This window comes from Undibacterium sp. RTI2.2, assembly GCF_035018705.1.
Classification (GTDB): Bacteria; Pseudomonadota; Gammaproteobacteria; order Burkholderiales; family Burkholderiaceae_D; genus Undibacterium.
Window position 1 is genome coordinate 1 of record NZ_JASJXN010000004.1, and the last position, 21,140, is coordinate 21,140.

Genomic DNA, 21,140 nt, shown 5'->3' on the forward strand with positions numbered 1-21,140 from the left:
TGCGGGAGTAGCTCAGTTGGTAGAGCGCAACCTTGCCAAGGTTGAGGTCGAGAGTTCGAGACTCTTCTCCCGCTCCAGATTTTGAAGGGAAGCAGAGCTTCCCTTTTTTATTCAGTTATATGCTGAATAAAATTTTAGTAAGATTAACCGCGTTTTAATGTAAATAATTTAACTGGCGTCAGCAAGTAAAAATTATTTGAATTAGAATAGCAACCCTTGGCGGGGTAGCAAAGAGGTTATGCAGCGGCCTGCAAAGCCGTTTAGAGCGGTTCGATTCCGCTCCCCGCCTCCAGAATTTACTTGTTAAATCAAGGACTTAGCCCACTTAACCAGTGGGCTATTTTTTTTGTTTCATCGAAAAAAGTTCAATTAAATCCACCTAAAGTCAGCTAAAAACAGTGTTTGGGGTGGCATGCCACCCAACCAAAAGCTCATTGGTCGTCAATGCGGGTTAAAAAGAGGAACGAAAATCATGGCTACAAAGCGTAAGCGAGGAACCGGCTGGGAGTACATCGTCAAACGTAAAGGCTTGCTGCCAAAACCGTGGAGCAGAACTTTTCAAGATGAAGTCGAGGGCGACGAGTTTGTCGCAAAGCTTGAGGCGCTTTTAGACGCCGGTATCGTGCCAAAAGAAATGCTGGATGACGAAAAGTCCTACAAACTTGTTGGCGACGTCATCAGGGACTATCTAATCGCGTCCTCAGTCAACGATTCAGATAAGAAGCTCCTCAATGTTGTATATGCCCGAATCGGCGCTTATAGGCTCTCTGAGGTCAACTACACATGGGTTGAAACATGGATTTACACCATGAAGACGCAGCTCAATTTAAAACCAGGCACAATTCGCCATCATGTAGGTGCTTTGGCGCGATGCTTTGATTGGGCTGCAAGAAAAAATGTTTCGCAGCTAATGACCAATCCTATCAGAATGCTTCCCAAAAATTACGCTCAATATAACGATAGCGACGCAATCGCGGCCATTGCCAATAATGACGAGTATGTAAAGCAGGAAGATGATGAACGCGACCGCCGCTTAGAGTCTGGCGAAGAGAAACGGATTCGTGATGTGCTAGACCGAATTAAGAGCGACAACAAAGAGCGTCCGTTTGCTTTGCCATATCAAGCGGCGTTGGAGTTGCTATTTGACTTGGCGTTGGAAACGGCGATGCGTATGCGTGAAATCTATACTCTAAATATTCATCAAATCGACTTCCAAGAAAAAACAATTTTTCTCTATATGAAGAAGTCAGATTATGCGACTAAGGTCAAAAAGCTTAAGCGCCAAATCCCGCTGTCTTCTGTGGCCATTCCAAAAATCAAAGAGTATATGGAAATTGTGGCCAGACAAGAGCGCGGTATGGCGGGATTTAATTTTGATTCTGGTCGCTTATTTCCTTGGGCTGGCGTCGATGAATCAGAGCGAAAGTTTGCTCAAATTACTTCGCGGCTTTCTGGGCAGTTCACTCGCATATTTGTTGAAGCAGAGTGCTTCGATCTAAAATTTCATGATTTGCGCCATGAAGCCACGTCAAGGTTTTTCGAGCGGACAAAGATGACCGAGTCCAAGATTATGAAAATTACTGGTCACAGCAGTAGTCGAATGTTAGCCCGATATACTAATTTGCGCGGAAGCGAACTAGCTAAAGAAATGTGGTGATTAATATTGGCTTAAATCAGGCAGAGGTTTTCTAGTCTTTACTTTTGACTTTGACACGCTGGGCATAATGTTAGAGACTGCCGCGTCCAAATCTTGCGATACGGTCGCTCGTGCGCGCCGCTCTCTGACTTGCTTACGCACTTCCGCTTGGAGATATTCTACGAGGTCATTCTCTAAGAAGACCCACTCGCGACCGATCTTCGCGCCAGGCAATTCACCACTTCCGGCGAGTGTTAGCGCATGTGTTCTTCCAATGTTTAAAAAAGCCGCAGCTTCGTCAATTTCAAATGTTTTCATATTCCTCTCGCCAACCTGCGAAAGGTGCAATCTTATACAAAAATCCAAGTTATAACAAGTCAGTGCTGACTGATTTATAAAAAGATATGGTTAAAAACATGTTATTTATAATGCGTACTATTACGTAAGTAGTGTAAAAAGACTATTATTTATTTTTGTGGTGAAGTAGACTCAGAGCAAGTTACAAGGTGTAACAATTGACAATTGGTAAAAAATAAACGTGTCATAATTTTTGGTATAAAATTAAAACGAAAACATCTTTTCTAGGCAGCGAATTAAAAAATGAATAAAAAAAAAGGCACTTAATTTAAGTGCCAAATTATTTGAAGTTTAGTAGCGGTCATGAAAATAATTATTTAAGCCTAATTTTTCAGTGCATTTTTTTGGTGACGCTGACTAATCTTTTGAAAAGCTTTTGCTAAAATTTCATGATCTTCCTTGTCTACAAGTCTTGTTTCCTGAATATTAAGATCGCGAACGAGCGCCACAAGATCAAGTTCGTATTTGGTCAAAACGGGTTGCGACAGAATGTCATTTTGAATGGTATTCCAAGTGCCAGGTTCGTATTCCTGCATAACAAGACGATAAAGATAGAGCTTTTCTACGTTAAGCGCTTTTGCCATAAGCGCAATTTTATCAAGCGGGAGCTTACTGGCTCCTTGCTTGATCATTGTGATCATATTTGGCTTTGGGAATCCAACTTCAGAAGCGATTTGCTTTTGGGTCTTTCCGGATATTTCAATTCGGTTGCTGATAAATTCCGCAACGGTAAGTGGAGCAGAGGCAGAGTTGCCTGCATTGATTGATGGATCGGAATCGACGGGAATGTTTGTAGTCATACGGCTCTCCTAAATTTAATTAACGATTTGATATTTTGTTGCCTCGTTTGCATTATAGCTAAAGAAATAAGTCTATGCTTACTTACTTGGGTGATAGTTTAGCAAAAAAAACGAAAATTTAATAATTTTTTATAGCGATTGTATATATATCCAACTGTTTCAATGACGGACTAATAAGACACCTGCGGTAAGACATCAAAGAAATAAGTATAAAAATCACTTTAAAAATAAGTAAGCGCTGAGCTATAATGCAAATGCGTAATTAAGCAAGCAATCTAAAAGAAAGGTACAGAAATGTCGGAGAATATCGGAGCAAGTATGAAAAAAATCACGCATGAGGAATATACAGATTTATATACGGATTCAAGTCTTACAGAAACGATGAATTTAGGTAAGGTTGTCGTGCATCGGATACGTCACGATAAATTAGGCGACGTTACTATTATGATGACGTCCGATGCAGTTTGTGGAATTATCAGCAACAACTAAATAATCAAAGCAGCCCGTGGCTGCTTTTTCTTTGTCAGGCAACATTACAATTATAGATTGCGCATCCTAACTAGCGTCTTTATAATAGCTTTAATCAGTCAACGCTGACTTAATCTAAAAAGGGGAAACTAAATGGATGAGCAAATCCACATTATTCGTGAAGCTGTCGTAAGACTTACTCAGATGTTAGCAGGCAAGGGGATTCAAGTAACGCAGTGCGGAATCAGCGCATACGTAAAATCCGATCACACTGGTCGTCCATTCTTAGTCAATCTTCCTTACATACCAGACAACGCCAAGCGTGACTTGATCGATGCTATTCAAGGCTTCTTGGATCACGAAGTCGCTCATATTTTATTTACTGATTTTGCCGTCATGGGTAAGGCTGGCTCAAATGGCGGCCTGCTGAACGCCGTTGAAGACACTCGCATCGAGCGCGAAATGGCTAAAAAGTTTCAAGGTTCGGCACTTAATCTTGAAAATACTGGAAAATTCTTTCTCGACAAATACGTAACGCCGCGTCTGGCTGAAGCGCGTAAAGCTGGCGACACTAATGCAGAAATTGCTTCACTGATGGTTCCGCTCATTCGTGCTATGTCGGGTCAGGCAATCTTCAAAGAATTTATGAAGACGAACATGGGTCCGATTCAGGACGTGTACGACAAAATTAAAGACCTGACGCCAAAGCTTGAAACCATTAAAAGCACAACAGAGGCTCTGGAAATGGCGAAAACAATCTCGAAGCGTATTAAAGAAGAAGAGCAGCCAGAAAATGAAGAGGCTCCATCTCCGCCAATACCGATGCCAAAACCTAAAGCTAAACCGCCGTCATCAAGCAAAGAAAAGCCAGATGACACGGAAGAGAAAAACGAGGACGAAAAAGAAAACGATCCGAACGAAAGTAAGCCTGACGCAGAAGCGGACGACGGTAGCGCTGGAGACGGCAAAGGCGATGATGACTCTGGCGAGGACAGTGAAGACGGCGTATCTGCTTCCGCACCGTCAGATGGCGATGGAGATGACGAAGGTGACGGAGACGACGACCATTTTGCAGAAGCAGATGGGGGAAGCCTTACAAGTGGAGGGAAAGTCGATATTGCTAAATCTGCGGCAGCGCTTTGGAAAGCTATAGACAAAGAAACCTCCAACGACTACGACAAGTCCGTATCGGCGGCAATTACTGATTCTGCCGCAGCGACAGCAAAAGAAGCCGACTACCTGATTTATACCAAAGATAAGGACGTTGTTGAGAAGCTGCATATTGGCAGAGACTACAAAGACACTATGCTGACCACGTTGGAAGATAAGGTCAACCACATGGTCGGCCCATTGCAGAAAGACCTTGAGCGCGCCATCGCATCACGTTCGTTATCTTCTTACACTGCCGGACATCGCAGCGGTCGTCTTCATTCAGCAAATTTGGCGCGCTTAGCTTTAAATGATGATCGTGTATTTCGCCGTAAGCACGAAGCGACAAGCAAGGACGTTGCGGTTGAGCTGGTTGTGGACTTATCAGGCTCTATGCAAGGCGAAAAAATCACTATTGCGTCGCAGGCGGCTTATGCACTGGCTAGCGTTTTAGAGCGCATTGGTATCAAGAGCGAGGTGATATGTTTCACTACCGGCGAAGCATCTGCGGATGTCAGCACATTAACTGCCGAGCGAATAAAAATTGGACGAAGTTTTAGTCGCTATGAATCGCTGTATATGCCCATTTTAAAAGGCTTTGATGAGCGCATGACAACGGAAGTGCGTAAGCGTTTCGCCTGGGTTCCTAACGTCGATGGAATGATGAATAACAATGTCGATGGCGAGTCTATTGAAGTGGCTGCGCGCCGCCTGCTATCTCGTCGCGAGTCCGGCAAGATCATGATGGTGTTGTCTGATGGTGCGCCTCATTGCGCTGGGGAAACTCGCACATTGCCAGCGCATTTAAAGCGCGTCATCAAGGATGCAACCAAGTCGGGCATCAATGTTATTGGCATCGGCATCGACTCTCACGAAGTCCAGAAATACTACCCGAAGTATTTGGTTTTGAAAAATGTCGCCGACTTGCCGACGGTAGTAATGAAAGAGTTGCGTGCCTTAATTATTAAGTAATTAGGCTACTTTTAAAATAAGTCATGACTGACTTGTTATTCCTGACTTTCATCAGTATCATTGAATCTGTTGAACGAGAAATCATCTTTAAATTAATGGTCAAATGACCGGAGGAAATATGAGCGATAAAATCGAATGCCAACTGTGCAAATCAAAAGAACATTCCATTCGGACACATCTTGCGAAGGCTCATCCTGGCGTTACGCTGGAAGAGTACAAGTCGAAGTTCTCAGATGCGCCGCTGTTGTCTGAGGTGGCGAAAGACCTCATCAAGAAGAAGCAAGCTGAAAAAGCAGCCGCAGCTCCAGCAGACGAGACTAAGGTCGAAATGAGCGGCACTGCCGCCTCAGTTACTACACTGATGCCAAAAGGCGCGATCGTCAAGAGGCCACTACATGAAGTTTTTGACTTGGGTAAAGCGACTGCGGCAATGTCTTCACGCGGCGAACCTATTCCTATTTCGGTATTGACGCCTCACAGTCATCAAAATATGGTGCCGGAAATCTCCGACAACTATGTGTACGACATTGACGAATTAAAGAATGTGATTCTGGCGCAAGAGCTGAATATTCCATGCTTAGTATGGGGTCACAAAGGTTCAGGCAAATCAGAATTGCTGGAACAGGTCTCCGCACGAACCAATCGTCCATCACTGCGCATTCAACATACGGTAAACACTGAAGAAAGCCATATTCTTGGTCAATGGACTGTCAAAGGTGGCGAAACGAAGTTCGAGCTTGGTCCTCTGCCTGTTGCGATGATGAACGGCTGGACCTACTGCGCCGACGAATATGATTTTGGTATGCCATCTGTTCTCGCTGTGTATCAGCCAGTATTAGAAGGTAAAGCGCTCGTCATTAAGGAGGCGCCAGAAGAGTTGCGTGTTATTAAACCGCACAAAGACTTCCGCTTTGTCGCAACTGGTAATACGAACGGTTCCGGCGACGAGACGGGTCTGTATCAGGGAACATTGATCCAGAACAGCGCTAACTATGACCGTTTCGGCATGGTGATCAATAAGAAATACATGGACAAAAAAGCTGAAAGTCAGATCCTTCAGAACCATTGCAAGCTGACGCCGGCCGACGCCGAAAAGATGGTCGAGTTTGCCTCACTGGTGCGCGTTGCTTATGACGGCGCAAAAATGAGCGACACTATTTCGCCTCGCACTTTGATCTACGCAAGCCGTATCGGTGTGATGCGCGGCTCTTTCCGTCAAGGTCTCAACTTATCCTTTATCAGCAAGCTCACGTCACTTGATCGCCAAGTTGCCGAAGGTCTCTCCCAGCGTGTATTTGGCAGCTAAATTATGCATCCGACAATCGAGTTTAAAGATCATGTCGGTCTGGTCCACTTGCAAGCTAAAAAAGGCTTCAAGTGGGCAGATGGGGCTAAAAGTGGTCTGACCTATGATGACATGTTCCAGGAAGCGTCAGTGGCATTTGTAATGGCGAAAGAAGGCTTTAATCCAGATTTGGGTATCAAGTTCTCTGCCTATTTTTCGCAAGTGGCGTTTTCGCATTTCAGAAGAGCTATAGGGCAGATGACTGGCGTAAAAAATCTGAACCCTGAGCAGAAGCAAGAAATCGAGGCTTTAAAAGAAGAGAACCAGCGTCGAGCTGCCGCCGCCTTACCTCCATTGATGGGCTGTAACTATGGCATCAAATCGACAAACTTCTCTGAAATAGGCGCCGAAGATGAGAGCTTTGAGGGTTTTGAATCAACGATTGATTCTGGAATGGATACACCTGAGCAAATTCTGGAGTTCCATCAGATTGTTGAACAGTCTATCGAACGCTTGTCACCAATTGCGCAACTGATCGTGGAATGGTTACGCGACCCGCCAGCGCAATTGATCGCCGAGCTTGACTGTCAGATAGCTCACGCTGACCAAATGGAAGAGACGGGCAGCAGTCAAGCGGCTTGGCGTTTTCGAGAAGGTCTAAGTATTAGTAAGGTTGGCAACTTCTTGCAAATGCTTGGCGATATTCCAAGAGGCAAGTTGGTATTGGCAGAAAACGAACTGCTAAACGTAGTCACGGATATTGAAAAGGCGTATCGATATGGAAGTTGAATTGTTGAAAAGCGTGGCGCCAGGTTGTTTCGGGTCAGCAAGCGTGTATGGATCAGATTCTAAGACATGCAAAGCTTGTATGGCTTTTGAAGAATGCGGCGAGCAATCAATCAAGACGCTGGAGTCGATTCGCGCACAGATTGACGTTCGTGACTTGCTGGCTCGTCACTCCAAGACAAGAAGCTTATCGAATATGCAGCCTCCCAATGTCAGTCAGCCTGTCGACTCTTCACCTATTCCAGTTAAGCAGCCAAAACAACTTGCTTCGGTGATAGAAAGAAAAACGCCAACGCAGCGCGTTAATTTTCATATCAGCGAAACGGACTTGGGCGTGCTTGCGCGTATGGAGCAAGCCAGTACAAAAGTCGCTAAGCAGGCGTTGGTTTTATGCAAGCAAGACAAGATCAACGAGTGTCGCAGCCAGCTACCTAAAGGTGTCAATCCCTTTACTGAGAGCGGGCCACGTTTCTTTCGTATCGCATGCGACATGCTGATTAGTGGCGGGTTCACGAAAGCGTCTTTGAAAGCAAAGTTCATAGAGGAGCTTGGTTGGAACGAAGGCACCGCAGGGCCTCATGTTGCCTTAACTGTAGGGGTATTAAACGGCTTTGGTATCGTCAAAGTATCGTTGCCTGACCTCTTTATTCTTAATCCAGAACTCAGTCGATAAACTACAGACTGAGCGCAACAACCACAAAGGATTCTTTAATGGATATATCTCATGCCTTGAGTGTAAGAAGCGACTTCTCAATTGGCAAATCATTACTCCAGGTCGATCATATCGTTGACAGTGCTAAGCTGCATGGATATGAGTCTGTAGCTATTTGCGACAACATGTCACTGCATAGCATGGTGGATTTTGCTAATCGCGCCAATAAAGCAGCGATTAAGCCAATCATCGGCTGCGTTTTACGCGTCGTGAATGACCCGACATATCGTAAGCCAGCAAAATCGACTGGCATTAAAGAGCTACCTAACCGCATGGTGACGATTAAGGCTTACGCCAAAAACGAAAAAGGTATTTCATCGTTGATGAAGTTGCTTTCTAAGGCGAACAGCAAAGAATATTTTTACTACTACTCACGCGTTGGATGGGATGACGTTTTAGATCTCGAAGGCGTTGCGATCACAACCGGCGACTTTGAGAATTTGTGGCATCACGAAAATGCACATGATATTTTGGCGAAACTAATAACTCGCTTTGGTCGTAACGATGTCTTTGTCGAGCTAGTACCAATCAATACGCCACTATTTGATACGCTGAATGAGAAGGCGCTACGCTCAGCAATCACGCATAAAGCGCAAACGCTGGCGACCTATCCTTTCTTATACCGCGATGATGCAGACGCGTCCACGCTAGACGTTCTCAATGTCATTACAACGCAAGAGAAAATGTCTACCACGTATCGTCCTAAACAGTTCATTAAGGACTTCGGCTTCAGACCGCCTCTAGCAATTGCGAAGCGTGTGTCTGAAATGGCAAAGCGTATTGTCACACATTACAAATTTGCGCCGACAGAAATAGCCCCATTAGTACGTGAGTCCGTCACCAACATTGGCGTGTTTGCAGAAAACTGCAATTACAGTTTTAAGAAACAGCCAGTGTCTTTGCCACTAATGGCAGCAAATGAATTTGAGGCACTGGGCAAGAAGTGTATTGAGGGCTGGAAGCGTCGTTTCTCACGTCCGGTTATGGGCTATCTTCCAGACGCGTCTATTCTTCCTGTGTACAAAGAGCGCTTGTCCTATGAGTTGTCGGTCTTGAAAAAGATGGGCTTCGCTGGCTACTTCTTGCTCGTGGAAGACTTAGTTATGTGGGCAAAAAGCAATGACATTATCGTGGGTCCCGGACGCGGTTCAGTAGGTGGTAGCTTAGTCGCATACTTAATTGGCATTACTGATGTAGATCCTATTCGCTTTAATTTGCTCTTTGAGCGCTTCATCAACCCAGAACGCCAAGATTTACCCGATGCCGACTTAGACTTTATGTCCACGCGTCGTCATGAGGTGATCACATATTTGGCGACCAAGTATGGCACCGATCGCGTTGCTGGCATTTCAAACTTTTCTACACTGGCGTCTGCCTCCGCATTGCGTGACGCCGGACGCGTACACGATATTTCAGCGCTTGATTTATCAGCGACGAAGCTAGTGCCTAAAGAGCATGGCATTTCATTTACGCTGACTGAGGCGGCAAAGGTCGTGCCGGAGCTTGAGCGCTTTCGTGACACGCATACGAATATTTGGAACCACGCATTAAAACTAGAAGGCGTTATGCGTTCATTCGGTAAGCATGCTGCCGGTGTTGTTGTTGCTGGTGAGCCGCTGATTAATCGCGCCGTAGTTGAGACACGCGAGTCGGATGATGGTGTTCCAGTAGTCAATTGGGATAAACGGGTTGTCGAGGATTGGGGCTTAGTCAAGATGGATATTTTGGGCTTATCCACACTCGACGTATTGGAAATAGCTCGACGTTACATTAAAGACCGTCATGGCGTAAATGTAGTTTATTCAGAGCTGCCTCTGGAAGAGAAAGACATTATGGATTCTTTTGGTCGAGGCGACACAACTGGCGTGTTCCAGTTTGAGTCGGGCGGCATGAAGAAGCTATTACGTGATTTGGCAACGGGTGGGCGACTGACATTTGAAGATATAACAGCGGCGACCGCTCTGTATCGGCCTGGTCCGATGGACTCTGGCTTGATGGAGGATTTTATTCAGATTAAGCAGGGTAATAGAGACCCATATTACGACCATCCAAATATGGAAGCCGCTCTAAAAGACACTTACTCTGTGATCGTTTATCAGGAGCAAGTAATGCAAGTGGCGGTTGATCTTGCAGGCTTTACTAAAGCAGAAGCGGATAACCTTCGTAAAGCAATGGGCAAAAAAGACAAAGACAAGATGGCGGCAATGCGCGATCAGTGGATTGTTGGCTGTAAGTCAAAGTCAGGACTCAATGAAGTCGAGTCAAGTAATCTGTTTGACAAGATCGAAGCCTTTGCTGGCTATGGCTTTAATAGATCACATGCCGTCGAGTATTCCTGTATTTCATACTGGACGATGTGGGTTCGGGTTCGCTATCCGGCTGAATACTTCGCCGCATGCTTATCAATTGTCGCAGATGACAAGCTAACTGGCTTAGTTAATGACGCTCGCGAATATGGCATTGAAATACTGCCGCCAGACGTGAATAAGTCCACAGACCGATTCACGATTCCTGATGATAAGCATTTGCTTGCGCCGTTCTCGTCGGTAAAGGGCGTATCTGAGAACACCGCCAAAGCGATCATGAAGCTGCGGCATGACGCTCGTGAGGTCTCACTCGATGCGAAGGGTAAGAAGGTGTTTGGCGCACGTCTGGGTCGCTTTGAGTCGTTTGAACATTTCTCAACCTTGGCAGCAACTAAAGGATCGAAAGTGAATGTCGCTGTCGTGGCATCGCTAGAGAAGGTAGGAGCATTTGCCGCAATCGAGAAAGGTTTGCCAGCAAGGCATCCTGACCGTCGCCGCGACCAGACAGAACTCATGCCAGGATTAATCATCGACGCCGTTAAAGCAGACCGGACGACAGACGTGACGGACAAGTTCGTGCGAGCCAAAATCATTCACTTAGTTCAGGACTACCGCTCTTGTAATGGCTGTGATTTAGCAGACCAGCCTCATCCGGCGATTCGTTTGAAGTCGAATGTTAAGTTTATGGTCGTCTCGGACTGCCCTTCATGGCAAGAGGAGAAAGCGGACAAGCTTCTCGAAGGTGAGTCAGCGGAGTTTGTGAAAGCGGCAATCAAAGCGGCAGGGTTGTCTCCTGGCGATGGCTACTTTACGACGTTGGTAAAGGCAAAGAAGAGCGAGAAATTTCTTACTAATGCGCAACTTAATGGATGCTCTCAATTCTTTGACCGTGAACTAGAGCTGATTAAACCGGCTGTAATCGTAGCGTTAGGATCGGCAGCAATCAAGCGGCTCGTGCCGGGCATTAAAGGCAGCACTGCGGAGCTGGCGGGTAAGGTGATCTATGACTCTAAGCTCAACGCATCGATTGTGTGTGGCATTAATGCGCAGCAAATCATCTTTGATGAAACTAAGTTAGACATTTTGCAAGCTGTATTTGAAAAAGTTGCCGATATTATTTCTTAAAATAGTAAGTCATGACTGACTATAATAGTAACACGTTAATTTTAACCGTATAACCCATTAGGAGATCGCTATGGCGACAAATGAAGCTTTGATACAAGACGACGAACTGGACGCGTTAATGGCCGAACTCGAAGCAGAGACAGCGGATATGGTCGTGCAGCCGGTAGTGAGCGCGGCTCTCGCACCAGTATCGACACCGGAACCGGAAGTCGTTAAATCTGAGCCAGAGCCGGTAAAGCCCGTTGTGGCTCAGACAGAGAAAGAAGCACCTTGGGAGGATAAGACGCCAACCAATAGCGAAGACGATCTGGAAGCAATGTTGGCAGAAATAGACGCGCAGCCAGAGGAGCCAAAATTGGCTTCGGCTCCCGCACCTGAACTGAAAGAGGTGGTTGCTCCACCTGTTGAAGCTGAAAAGAAAATCCAACTCGTAACAACGACACCGGCTGCAAAAGTTGCGGCGTCAGAGCCAGTTGCAACATCAGCAACATCAGCAACGCCAGCACCTAAAGCCACATTGAAGCATTACATTGATGCGGATCGTTTTGCGCGTGATATGAAGATATCGGAGACGACATTGGATAAAGCAATGATGGAGCAGGCTTCTTTACGTGCTTATCACGGATCGGAAGCCGCTTATGCAGAGGCACAGCATGCTCGTGTAAAGCGACGCTTTGAGGTGAAAGAGGCAGAGTTGTATGCAAAGCACCGTCGTGCCTTCGCAGAATCAGGCGAAAAAGCGACAGAGCGCATGATCGAAGTAGCGGTCAAGCTCGATCCTAGCTGGATTGCTGGCGTCAACACAGTCGTCGAGGCAGAAACTGTCGCCGCAATCTGCAAGACATGTTCTTTGAGTTTGAATGATCGCCGCGACATGATTATTCAGTTGGGCGCTGATCGTCGGGAGGAGGGCAAGGGCGCCGCCCGAATTTTGGCCTCTGCTAACAATTATGACGACACTCGTCAGCGCGCAATGGATGCGGCTCGTCAATTACAGAACGCAGGTTAAATATCCCAAGTGACTTATTTTCCTCTAAAAGTAAGTCACCGCTGAGCTATAATAAGTAAGCTGAACGACGAAAGTCTAAAAGCAATCCTCTCACTATCACCACACTACGAAAGACTAAAAATGGATATTAAAAAACTTCAAGAATTAATGGCTCAGAAAAAAGCTTCAATGAAAAAAGCAGAAAAGACCGTCAAGGTTGCTTCTGGCAAGAACCGCATTCGTTTGCTGCCAGGCTGGCGTAAAGGCGAAGAATACGTGTGGTTTCATGACTTCGGTCAACACTTCATTAAAGATGCCGCAGATCAAATTAAGGCAGTTTATCTGTGTACTGACGCCACGTTTGAAAAACCTTGCGAAGTTTGCGCTGCGTTGGCGACTGCACAACACGCCATTACAGATGATGCGACGGCCGAAGTTCTGGCAAAAGCAAAGGCTTCTCGCACTGTGTTGATTAACGCGCTGATGCTAGATAGCACAGAGCCAAATACACCCGTCATTCTGGAATTGAAGCGTGGTGTGTTCGGTCAGTTGGTTGACATCGTGGAAGAGTGGGGCGCAAGCGTACTCGATCCAGTTGAGGGCAAAGAAATCGTCATTACTCGCGACGGTAAAGGCTTGAATACAAAGTATTCGGCTCAGATTAGCCCGAAACAGTATCAAGTGCCAGCCGCTTCATTGATGAAGTTGAATGACTTGGACGCTTACGTTAAGCAAGAGTCCGATGAACAGCAACGTCGTGCAATCGCCGCAGTCAACAGCGTTGCAGGTTTCTTGCCTTCACCAAGCGATATCCCTGCCACGTCACCTTCTCGCTTAGCGCCAAGCTCCCGTCCTGCCGCTTCGACGGATTTTGACGACGTGACTGAGTTCACAGAGACTCGTGCCAGCACTTCCAGCGCTGACGCAGACATTTCTCTGGACTCTGATCTGGACGCATTGTTGAGCGATTTAGGCTAATCGGTAGCGTCTGCACAGGGTCGGTTCCTTAACGGGTTCCGACCCTTTTCAATTCAAGAGCAAGGAGAGGCTATGAGCCACACATTATTGATCGACGGTAACTCAATTGGCTATGCAGCGCAATCGGCAGTCAGGTTGACATCGGGCGGAATGGAAACGCAAGCAGCGTTCGGCATCATTAAGACGGTGCGTGAGTTACGTCAAAGTTACCCAAAATTTACACCATTGTTCCTCTGGGACGGTCGTGCTGACTGGCGCTTTGCGCTGCATCCGGCATACAAGTCAAACCGCGATAGCGATCCAGAGAAAGTGCGTAACAAAGAAGCTTACGCTAAGATGAGACCTTACATCGCTCGTCTATTGCGCCACTTAGGTGTGCGTCAAATGACGGCAACCTTTCATGAAGCGGACGACCTAGCTGGCTACTTCGTACAGAAGCTATCGTCCGATCCAGAAAATCAAATTGGCTTAATCACCGGCGACCGTGACTGGTTGCAGTTGGTGCGCAAAAACGTGTTTTGGCGTGACATGCGTGACGACAGTCGCCTGATTACCGCTAAGAACTTCTACGACAAAACAGGCTGCAAAACGCCATTCGCTTTTCTCGAAACCAAGATTCTTGAAGGCGATACCTCCGACGTGATCTCAGGCGTGGGTGGGATTGGTGCGACAGGTGCGCCAGAGTTCATCGCTGAGTTCGGGAGTGTGCGCGAGTTTTGGCGTCGCTGTGACAGCGGTGAGTTCGTTCCCAAGTACAAAAACCATAAGAACCTCTGGCAAGGCACTAGCCCGATCACGTTAGAGGAACACATGGGCCAGTTTCCAGCTAATGACGGCAGTGTCGATGAAAAGGTCTACGCCAAAAGCCAAAAAAAGCACCGTGACGCTTGGATAGGTCAGGGTCGCTCGATTTACAAGCGCAATTTCCAACTGATGCAATTGCTTCGCGTCACACCGCCAGAAAAGAAAGACACACAAGTCGATCCTGGCAAATTCGATGTGAGGGCTTTTGCCTCTGTTTGCGAGGAGCTTGCATTCACTTCCATCTTGAGAAATCTCGATGAATTCACTTCCTTCTTTAAAGGTTAAATATGTCCTCAGTTAAATCCAAACCTACCGGTTCCGTCTCTGACTTAATCAGCGCGCTCGACGCTGCATTAGGAGCGAACGACGCTAACGCATCTGTCACGCAGTTCATTGACACCGGCTACGCGCCACTCAACTACGCTATCTCAGGTCGCTATGACGGCGGTCTGCCGTTCGGTCGTATGGTTGAAATGTTTGGCGAGTCATCCTCTGGCAAGACCGCACTGGCAACTGAATGGATGGTCGCGGCTCAGAAAATGGGCGGCGTGGCTGGCTTTATCGATTGGGAGCGCTCATTCGACGTGGGTCTGGCAGAAGGGTTCGGTCTGAACGTTAATCGCCCTTACTGGCTCTACAACAAGGCTGAAACATGGGAAAGCGGTAATACGTGGGCGGCGAAGGCGTGTCGTGCGATTCGCGCCTCTAAAGCTATCCCGGATGACGCGCCAATTCTGTTCGTATTCGATTCAATCGCGTCCGCTATTCCAATGTCGATGCTGTATGACTCAAAAGGCGCCAAGCGTGAAATCGAGTCCTTCACCATGAATGACACGTCGGCGCTGTCTCGTGTGACGTCAACTACTTTGAAAGTCATGGCGCAATACTGCGAAGAATACAACGCCACGTTCTTATACCTGAACCAGATTCGTCTGAAAATCGGCGTAGTGTTTGGCGATCCACGTACAACGCCAGGTGGTAAGGCGATGGAGTATTACGCAACGAACCGCCTGTCACTTGGTCGCGAAAAGATCATGCAAGCCTCTGCCGGCGGCAAAGAGTTTGTCGGTCAGAAGATCAATATTGAAGTGACGAAGTCCAAATTGACTAAGCCTTTCAAAAAGTGCGCGATTCGCATGGACTTTGATGAATTGGGCGTGGCGCGTTTTGACCCGACTTACTCTTTGGTTGAGTTGCTTCTGGAAAAGAAGAAGCTGGTATCTCCCGCCAATGGTTATGTCACATGGGATGGAAAGCGCCTGTCAAAACGTGCGATGGCTGAGCTGATCGATAAAGAAGGTCGGATTGGTGAATTGAACGCGATGTTAGAACCAGAAGCAGAAGATTCCACGCTGCCGGTCTAGCCCAAGTGGAAGTTCTCTCTACAATGTGACTGACAGTGTTGTCACATTATGGAGAGAACTATGCAAGTACAAGTAATTGGATTTATTCCACCAATGAAAGGTCTTGAGGATTCATTTAACACCTTTCGTCTTGGTGGAGCATTAGCAAAACGCCTTGAGGTAGGACATGAAGTGCTATTGATGGACGAAAAGACAAAGATAGTCTTCGGCAGGGCAGAAGTAAAAGAAGTGGTAACGGGAACCTTGGGCGAGCTTTGTTTGGTTCATGCTCACAAAAATCATTTAGAGATTAGTAACGAAGAAAGTGGCGCCTCAGAGCGCTTGTTTAAATATTTACAGCGCGTGTATGGACCTCACATCGCCACTGCGACGAAAAAGGCATGCGTTCTATATCTGAAAAGGCTTGAATAATGGGACTGAAACTAACAGACACGCTTGATTTTGGAAAACATAAAGGCAGCAAGATCGAAGACGTCTATAAAGCGGACGCTGGCTACCTTGTTTGGCTAAGACAGGAGCGACACAGTAAGAACGGCGAGACAAAGTTCTTCGCTCCTGAAATGCATATCTTATTGGATGACTGTATTAGAAATTCAAAGTCTCTTCGGAGTAAATACTCGGTATGGGAAGTGACCGTGCCGGGTATTGAGATTGAGCCGAGCGTCGAAGTGCAGGCGGCAAGATCCTTATCGGCACAAGCCTATCAAGAGCAATGGGGCGTCTACTAATGCCCTCCAAGCGTGAGAAGCATAGCGTCAATGGCAAATTGCTTGGCGTCTGGTATGAAAGCGCTGACGGCAAGAAAATGTATCTTGCGCATAGAACGCAAAAGCAGGTCTATCGCGAGCGAAACGCTTGGTGTATGGATTTGTCTATTTTAGAGCGCGCTAAGCTGCGTGGCGTGACTGCGATCGGAGTAGTGCGCAAAGAAGGTGGCCAGCGTCTTGTTTGGCTTACTCATATCAATGACTTTTACGATTCGCCGCATAGCTTCAGCATCTTTCACGGCTCAAGACAATTAGGTTTGCCAATGAAGCGATTTAGAATTGATCCTCTTCGTAGTGAAGTTGTGATCAATGTTGCCGTGAAAATTAGATAGTCAGTCCTGACTTACTTAACTATAATATTACTTTATAGAGAGGTAAAGAATGATTCTAACAACAGCGGCGTTATGCCTCGCAATTAATATTTATCAGGAGGCTCGTGGAGAGCCAATTCTGGGCCAGTATGCCGTAGCGTCAGTCACGATGAACAGAGCGAAAGAGCCTGATAAAGTTTGTAAAACCGTATTAGCAAGAAAACAGTTTTCGTGGACGACCAAGCTTGTTAAGGGCGAACGACTCTTAAAAGCAGGCGAGCCAAAAGATAAAGATGCATGGAGAACGGCGCAAATCATCGCGAAAGTAACGCTCGAAGGTCGCATGATGGATATGACCAAAGGCGCTACTCATTACCATGCAGATTACGTGCGACCGTATTGGTGCAGCTCGATGAAGGAAACGAACGTGCTAGGTCGTCATATTTTTTATAAAGTAAATCAGTCACAACTGACGTATATAGGAGCAATATGAAACCTTATGGAGTTATATCTGATACACACAATCACAATTGGTCAGCTTTTGGCGTTGTGAATGCGGACGGCGTGAACAGTCGTCTTCGTTTTACCTTAGACGAAACTAAGCGCTCAGCCGAAGAAGTGAAGAACGCCGGTGGCAACACTCTGTATCACGGCGGTGATTTGTTTCATGTTCGCGGCTCTATTGCGCCAAGCGTATTAAACCCGACGCTTGACTGCTACAGCGAGATTATCAAGTCAGGCGTCAATATTGTGATCAATGCCGGTAATCATGACTTGGAAAGCAAAACGGCAGCACGAGTGTCGTCTGCTATTACGGCGCTTGAAGGCATCGGCTGTGTTGTGATTAATTCGCCTTGTTATTACTTGGATGACGTAGTGGTTATTCCCTGGATTCAGGACTTGAACGAACTCAAGCGCTTGATCGAACATGTTGACCCTGCCGACCGTCCTCATTGCGACTTGCTATTACATGCGCCGATCGACGGTGTCATTCCTGGCTTGCCTGATCACGGTCTCAACGATGCGTATCTGTCGGGTCTCGGCTTTCGCCGTGTTCTCTCTGGTCACTACCATCATCACAAGCAAATGGCCGGCGAAGTCTATTCAATCGGCGCGCTCACACATCAAACATGGGGAGACGTTGACACGAAAGCTGGGTTTCTGATCGTCACTGAGAGCGAAGTGAAGTGGTTCGCCACACATGCACCGTCATTTGTCGAAATTGATGGCTCAACCGATCCAGACGAAATCCCATTGATCGTTGATGGCAACTTTGTGCGCGTTCGTATCGATAACGCTAAAGCGTCGGATGTGGAGAGCATGCGTCAATACATGATCGAGTGTGGCGCAAAGGGTGTCAACGTGCTGCAAATGACATCTGCCGCGATCACCGCACGAGCTGGCGGCACAACGCTGAAAGCTGGCGTAACGGTAGAGGCAAGCATCAATGATTTTGTGAATGCGCAAGCCTTCAAAAACAAAGCAGCGGTTGCGACTTTGTGCCAAGACATTTTGACATCTGTACGGAGTGCAGAGGCATGACAAAGGGCGAAGAATTTGACGCATGGGTGGACGAGTTCGAAGAGACGCTTTTGTGCGATTTTGGAATTGACGTCGATGACACCGGCTTATCGCATGAAGAGTTGCTTTGCATGGCGGACGAACCGGCGTATCAAGCAGTGGCTCGCTTTGCAGAGAAGCGCAACTTAACCAACAAAAATGAAGGACGCTTTCTATGAACATTACAAAATTAAATATTTGCAACTTCCTGACAATCGGCGAAGCGAGCTTTGATCTGGATGGTCGTGGCTTGATGCTGATTCAAGGTGAGAACGAAGATGACACGAGCGCGAAGTCAAACGGCGCTGGTAAGTCTTCCATTGTTGACGCGCTGTGTTGGGCGCTCTATGGCACGACCGCTCGTGAAGTCACCGGCGATGACGTAGTCAATGAGACTGCCAAAAAGAATTGCAGCGTCAGCGTGGTTCTGGAAGACGGCGATGACGCCTACACCATCAAACGTTACCGCAAAGATAAGACGATGAAAAATCAACTTATCGTCCATCGCATCCCTAACTATGGTGTCGCTGTTGATCTGTCTAAAGGCACAGACAAAGAAACACAGGAAGTCGTGAATAAGATTATGGGTTGCAGCCTTGATGTATTTGTTGGCTCAATCTATGCCGGTCAAGAAAAGATGCCAGATCTTCCCAACATGACCGACAAGCAATTGAAGCTCTTGATCGAGGAAGCAGCCGGCGTTGAAGAGTTGGCGACAGCATACGCAGAAGCGCGGACTCGTTCCACACAAGTCAACTTAGAGCTGTTAGGCGCAGAGACAGAAGCGAACGTACTCACTGCTCAATTGGCGACCTCAGAAGCGGGTCTGCTCAAGGCGCAGACGGACTTTGATCAGTTCGAAGCGAACCGCAAGGATCGTGCGCGTGAAGAGTTAAAAGCGGTATCGCCGATACAAGACAAAATTAACGAAGAAAAAGCGAAGGTCGCCTCAATTGATGCGCCAGCTTTATCAAAGCGTAAGACAGAGCTGGAGTCGATTCTGGCAAAGCGTAACGTTGAAGAGCAAGGCTTGCGTGAACTCGCTATCGCTGAGCGCAGTATCAGCGACAAGGTAACGCGATTTAGATCCACAACCGAGATTGAGAAGGGCGCCCTCAAACGCCAAGAAGACTCTATCGCGTCGATCAATTCACAGGTAGGGACGCCATGCGGTTCATGTGGCAAGGTCTATTGTGAACACGATCTGGAAGAGGCGGTCAATGCGCGTAACGCGGCGCTTACCTTGCAAAAGAAATCGTTGCTACAAGCCGCCACAGGGCTGCGTGACGCGTTAGCCGAGCATGAGGTGGCAAAAGCGAAGGTCGCGACATTCCAAGCATCGATGTCTGACGTAACGGCGGTGTCCGAAGAAATGCGCAAAATCGACACGCAATTGCGCCTTTCGACCATGTTTGATGAGGCGCAAGCAAAGTTGTTGGCTGCAATTGATGAGGTGAAGAACAGAGCGAAGACGAAAATGTCTGAGCCGAACCCCTGGAAGAATCTGATCGAGACGCAAGTGGAACAGATTGAAGCGCTCAAGGTAAAAATTCACAATGTCCAAACTAGCATCGCGACTTTAGAAGACAAAGCCGAAGTGTATATGGACGCAGTCAAGGTATTTGGACCTGCTGGCGTTCGCGCTCACATTCTCGATACAGTCACGCCTTTCTTGAACGACAAGACCGGCGAATATCTCGATGCATTGTCAGATGGCAATATTCACGCCGTCTGGTCAACCTTGTCGCGTACAAGTAAAGGCGATATGAAAGAGAAGTTCAACATTGAAGTCACCAATGACAAGGGCGGCAAGACTTTCAAGTCAATTTCTGGTGGTGAGAAGCGCAAGGTGCGTATCGCTACCGCAATGGCATTGCAAGACATGGTTGCATCACGCGCAGCGAAGCCGATCAACTTATTCATGGCGGACGAGATTGATCACGCATTGGATGAGCCGGGCTTGGAGCGTTTGATGACTGTTCTGGATAAGAAAGCCAAAGAGCGCGGCACGGTTCTGGTGGTCAGCCATAACAGCTTGTCGGACTGGATCGACTCGGTCATTACGATCAAGAAGACTGGCGGCATTTCAACCGTATCAGGAGCAAACGAACGTGGCGTCATTCTCTAGCGCGCTAGAGGCGTTATTGAATACGCCAGGCATGTCAACAGATTCGTCTAAATACAAAGCTCTTCTTGGCGGCAGCAGGGTGGCGTCAATGTTGGCGCCAGAGAAGCTTCGTGGCGTAACAGCAGACTTGGCAATTGTTGATGATCTTTTAAACTACAAAGGAAAGAATGTGGATTTAGAGCAAATTTCAAATGAGCTTTCGGAAAATCTGAATTTCACCAAGACGCCAAACGTGTCTTTGAGAGCGCCAACTAATCTGACGGTAGTGTGTCCGAAAGGCTTCTCTAAACAGTCACATATTGGGGGTGAGGAGTTCACCATCACCGATGCGCGGGTAGGCAAAAAAGGCAAGATCATTCTGTCTCTGCGTCCAAAAGATGCGACTAATTATTCTCATGCCGAAGTTCTCTTGGATGACGCTAAGCAGCAATTGAATGGCGTCATGGAGACATTAGAGACGGCTCTGCCTGGATTCGATGACTTTATCAAAGGCGTCAAAGTTCTTGAAGTTCAGAAGAAAGAAGTCGCCGAAGTCGCCGTCAAGATGAAAGATTACCAAGACTTCGGATCATGGTAGAGCAAGGCATTTAACCGATTCACTCACCACAACTCAACCAGACTTTTGTGTCTGGTAACAGGAGAAA

21 protein-coding genes and 2 tRNA genes are annotated in these 21,140 nt (G+C 47.1%); 21 read left to right on the forward strand and 2 right to left on the reverse strand.

The window, feature by feature from the left end:
- Position 1 precedes the first annotated feature (1 nt).
- The 3 genes from QN395_RS02890 to QN395_RS02900 all read left to right on the forward strand — a co-directional run bounded on the left by QN395_RS02890 (position 2) and on the right by QN395_RS02900 (position 1,657).
- Positions 2 to 77: transfer RNA gene (locus QN395_RS02890), tRNA-Gly, on the forward strand.
- 141 nt (positions 78 to 218) lie between these two features.
- Positions 219 to 292, forward strand: a tRNA-Cys gene (locus QN395_RS02895).
- 120 nt (positions 293 to 412) lie between these two features.
- On the forward strand, positions 413 to 1,657 hold the full coding sequence (locus QN395_RS02900; protein WP_323492886.1) for a site-specific integrase: 1,245 nt from the start codon (positions 413 to 415) through the stop codon (positions 1,655 to 1,657).
- Here QN395_RS02900 and QN395_RS02905 read toward each other — a convergent pair whose 3' ends face one another.
- Both QN395_RS02905 and QN395_RS02910 read right to left on the reverse strand, forming a co-directional pair.
- A complete protein-coding gene (locus QN395_RS02905) occupies positions 1,658 to 1,954 on the reverse strand; it encodes a helix-turn-helix domain-containing protein (RefSeq protein ID WP_322118586.1) in 297 nt (98 codons plus the stop codon). It abuts the gene before it with no gap.
- 362 nt (positions 1,955 to 2,316) lie between these two features.
- Positions 2,317 to 2,793: a helix-turn-helix transcriptional regulator gene (locus QN395_RS02910; protein WP_322118587.1), complete on the reverse strand. Its 477-nt coding sequence runs from the start codon at positions 2,791 to 2,793 to the stop codon at positions 2,317 to 2,319.
- 318 nt (positions 2,794 to 3,111) lie between these two features.
- On the opposite strand from QN395_RS02910, the gene QN395_RS02915 reads away from it, so the two are divergent.
- The 18 genes from QN395_RS02915 (at position 3,112) to QN395_RS03000 (ending at position 21,073) form a co-directional block, all read left to right on the forward strand.
- Positions 3,112 to 3,282: a hypothetical protein gene (locus tag QN395_RS02915; protein ID WP_322118588.1), complete on the forward strand. Its 171-nt coding sequence runs from the start codon at positions 3,112 to 3,114 to the stop codon at positions 3,280 to 3,282.
- A gap of 132 nt (positions 3,283 to 3,414) precedes the next feature.
- A complete protein-coding gene (locus tag QN395_RS02920; RefSeq protein ID WP_322118589.1) occupies positions 3,415 to 5,382 on the forward strand; it encodes a cobaltochelatase CobT-related protein in 1,968 nt (655 codons plus the stop codon).
- Between the two features lie 118 nt (positions 5,383 to 5,500).
- Entirely contained in the window at positions 5,501 to 6,688 is a 1,188-nt protein-coding gene (locus QN395_RS02925) for a MoxR family ATPase (protein WP_323491614.1), read from the forward strand.
- Between the two features lie 3 nt (positions 6,689 to 6,691).
- Complete coding sequence (locus QN395_RS02930) at positions 6,692 to 7,456, forward strand: hypothetical protein (RefSeq protein WP_322118591.1); 765 nt, start codon at positions 6,692 to 6,694, stop codon at positions 7,454 to 7,456.
- Positions 7,457 to 7,535: 79 nt separating this feature from the next.
- Positions 7,536 to 8,126 carry a hypothetical protein gene (locus tag QN395_RS02935; RefSeq protein WP_322118592.1) on the forward strand — a complete coding sequence of 197 codons (591 nt, stop codon included), beginning with the start codon at positions 7,536 to 7,538 and terminating at the stop codon, positions 8,124 to 8,126.
- Between the two features lie 38 nt (positions 8,127 to 8,164).
- Complete coding sequence (gene dnaE, locus QN395_RS02940) at positions 8,165 to 11,596, forward strand: DNA polymerase III subunit alpha (RefSeq protein ID WP_322118593.1); 3,432 nt, start codon at positions 8,165 to 8,167, stop codon at positions 11,594 to 11,596.
- A gap of 70 nt (positions 11,597 to 11,666) precedes the next feature.
- Positions 11,667 to 12,605, forward strand: a complete 939-nt coding sequence (locus tag QN395_RS02945; RefSeq protein ID WP_323491615.1) for a hypothetical protein — start codon at positions 11,667 to 11,669, stop codon at positions 12,603 to 12,605.
- Positions 12,606 to 12,773: 168 nt separating this feature from the next.
- The gene (locus QN395_RS02950) at positions 12,774 to 13,562 is read left to right on the forward strand and encodes a hypothetical protein (protein WP_323493090.1); all 789 of its coding nucleotides are present in this window, start codon (positions 12,774 to 12,776) and stop codon (positions 13,560 to 13,562) included.
- 72 nt (positions 13,563 to 13,634) lie between these two features.
- On the forward strand, positions 13,635 to 14,651 hold the full coding sequence (locus QN395_RS02955) for a hypothetical protein (protein ID WP_323491617.1): 1,017 nt from the start codon (positions 13,635 to 13,637) through the stop codon (positions 14,649 to 14,651).
- A 2-nt stretch (positions 14,652 to 14,653) separates the two neighbouring features.
- The gene (locus QN395_RS02960) at positions 14,654 to 15,730 is read left to right on the forward strand and encodes a hypothetical protein (protein WP_322118597.1); all 1,077 of its coding nucleotides are present in this window, start codon (positions 14,654 to 14,656) and stop codon (positions 15,728 to 15,730) included.
- A 60-nt stretch (positions 15,731 to 15,790) separates the two neighbouring features.
- Positions 15,791 to 16,141 (forward strand): hypothetical protein, encoded by a 351-nt coding sequence (locus QN395_RS02965; RefSeq protein WP_322118598.1) that lies wholly within the window; start codon positions 15,791 to 15,793, stop codon positions 16,139 to 16,141.
- A complete protein-coding gene (locus QN395_RS02970) occupies positions 16,141 to 16,458 on the forward strand; it encodes a hypothetical protein (RefSeq protein ID WP_323491618.1) in 318 nt (105 codons plus the stop codon). Before QN395_RS02965 ends, QN395_RS02970 begins: the two co-directional genes overlap by 1 nt.
- On the forward strand, positions 16,458 to 16,829 hold the full coding sequence (locus QN395_RS02975) for a hypothetical protein (RefSeq protein WP_322118600.1): 372 nt from the start codon (positions 16,458 to 16,460) through the stop codon (positions 16,827 to 16,829). Before QN395_RS02970 ends, QN395_RS02975 begins: the two co-directional genes overlap by 1 nt.
- Before the next feature lie 49 nt (positions 16,830 to 16,878).
- Positions 16,879 to 17,301: a cell wall hydrolase gene (locus QN395_RS02980; protein WP_323491619.1), complete on the forward strand. Its 423-nt coding sequence runs from the start codon at positions 16,879 to 16,881 to the stop codon at positions 17,299 to 17,301.
- A complete protein-coding gene (locus QN395_RS02985; RefSeq protein WP_322118602.1) occupies positions 17,298 to 18,350 on the forward strand; it encodes a metallophosphoesterase in 1,053 nt (350 codons plus the stop codon). The genes QN395_RS02980 and QN395_RS02985 overlap by 4 nt, the downstream gene beginning before the upstream one ends.
- The gene (locus QN395_RS02990) at positions 18,347 to 18,547 is read left to right on the forward strand and encodes a hypothetical protein (RefSeq protein ID WP_322118603.1); all 201 of its coding nucleotides are present in this window, start codon (positions 18,347 to 18,349) and stop codon (positions 18,545 to 18,547) included. The genes QN395_RS02985 and QN395_RS02990 overlap by 4 nt, the downstream gene beginning before the upstream one ends.
- Entirely contained in the window at positions 18,544 to 20,496 is a 1,953-nt protein-coding gene (locus tag QN395_RS02995; RefSeq protein ID WP_323491620.1) for an AAA family ATPase, read from the forward strand. Before QN395_RS02990 ends, QN395_RS02995 begins: the two co-directional genes overlap by 4 nt.
- The gene (locus QN395_RS03000; protein WP_322118605.1) at positions 20,480 to 21,073 is read left to right on the forward strand and encodes a hypothetical protein; all 594 of its coding nucleotides are present in this window, start codon (positions 20,480 to 20,482) and stop codon (positions 21,071 to 21,073) included. The genes QN395_RS02995 and QN395_RS03000 overlap by 17 nt, the downstream gene beginning before the upstream one ends.
- Positions 21,074 to 21,140: the final 67 nt, after the last annotated feature.

Excerpts from the sequence above, each read along its gene's own strand:
- QN395_RS02950 (WP_323493090.1), top strand. The coding sequence starts at position 12,774 with ATGAAAAAAGCAGAAAAGACCGTCAAGGTTGCTTCTGGCAAGAACCGC.
- QN395_RS02955 (WP_323491617.1), top strand. The coding sequence starts at position 13,635 with ATGAGCCACACATTATTGATCGACGGTAACTCAATTGGCTATGCAGCG.
- QN395_RS02900 (WP_323492886.1), top strand. The coding sequence starts at position 413 with ATGCCACCCAACCAAAAGCTCATTGGTCGTCAATGCGGGTTAAAAAGA.
- QN395_RS02990 (WP_322118603.1), top strand. The coding sequence starts at position 18,347 with ATGACAAAGGGCGAAGAATTTGACGCATGGGTGGACGAGTTCGAAGAG.
- dnaE (WP_322118593.1), top strand. The coding sequence starts at position 8,165 with ATGGATATATCTCATGCCTTGAGTGTAAGAAGCGACTTCTCAATTGGC.
- QN395_RS02980 (WP_323491619.1), top strand. The coding sequence starts at position 16,879 with ATGATTCTAACAACAGCGGCGTTATGCCTCGCAATTAATATTTATCAG.
- QN395_RS02915 (WP_322118588.1), top strand. The coding sequence starts at position 3,112 with ATGAAAAAAATCACGCATGAGGAATATACAGATTTATATACGGATTCA.
- QN395_RS02905 (WP_322118586.1), bottom strand. The coding sequence starts at position 1,954 with ATGAAAACATTTGAAATTGACGAAGCTGCGGCTTTTTTAAACATTGGA.
- QN395_RS02985 (WP_322118602.1), top strand. The coding sequence starts at position 17,298 with ATGAAACCTTATGGAGTTATATCTGATACACACAATCACAATTGGTCA.
- QN395_RS02965 (WP_322118598.1), top strand. The coding sequence starts at position 15,791 with ATGCAAGTACAAGTAATTGGATTTATTCCACCAATGAAAGGTCTTGAG.
- QN395_RS02910 (WP_322118587.1), bottom strand. The coding sequence starts at position 2,793 with ATGACTACAAACATTCCCGTCGATTCCGATCCATCAATCAATGCAGGC.
- QN395_RS02935 (WP_322118592.1), top strand. The coding sequence starts at position 7,536 with ATGGCTTTTGAAGAATGCGGCGAGCAATCAATCAAGACGCTGGAGTCG.
- QN395_RS02975 (WP_322118600.1), top strand. The coding sequence starts at position 16,458 with ATGCCCTCCAAGCGTGAGAAGCATAGCGTCAATGGCAAATTGCTTGGC.
- QN395_RS02960 (WP_322118597.1), top strand. The coding sequence starts at position 14,654 with ATGTCCTCAGTTAAATCCAAACCTACCGGTTCCGTCTCTGACTTAATC.
- QN395_RS02925 (WP_323491614.1), top strand. The coding sequence starts at position 5,501 with ATGAGCGATAAAATCGAATGCCAACTGTGCAAATCAAAAGAACATTCC.
- QN395_RS02970 (WP_323491618.1), top strand. The coding sequence starts at position 16,141 with ATGGGACTGAAACTAACAGACACGCTTGATTTTGGAAAACATAAAGGC.
- QN395_RS02920 (WP_322118589.1), top strand. The coding sequence starts at position 3,415 with ATGGATGAGCAAATCCACATTATTCGTGAAGCTGTCGTAAGACTTACT.
- QN395_RS02995 (WP_323491620.1), top strand. The coding sequence starts at position 18,544 with ATGAACATTACAAAATTAAATATTTGCAACTTCCTGACAATCGGCGAA.
- QN395_RS02945 (WP_323491615.1), top strand. The coding sequence starts at position 11,667 with ATGGCGACAAATGAAGCTTTGATACAAGACGACGAACTGGACGCGTTA.
- QN395_RS02930 (WP_322118591.1), top strand. The coding sequence starts at position 6,692 with ATGCATCCGACAATCGAGTTTAAAGATCATGTCGGTCTGGTCCACTTG.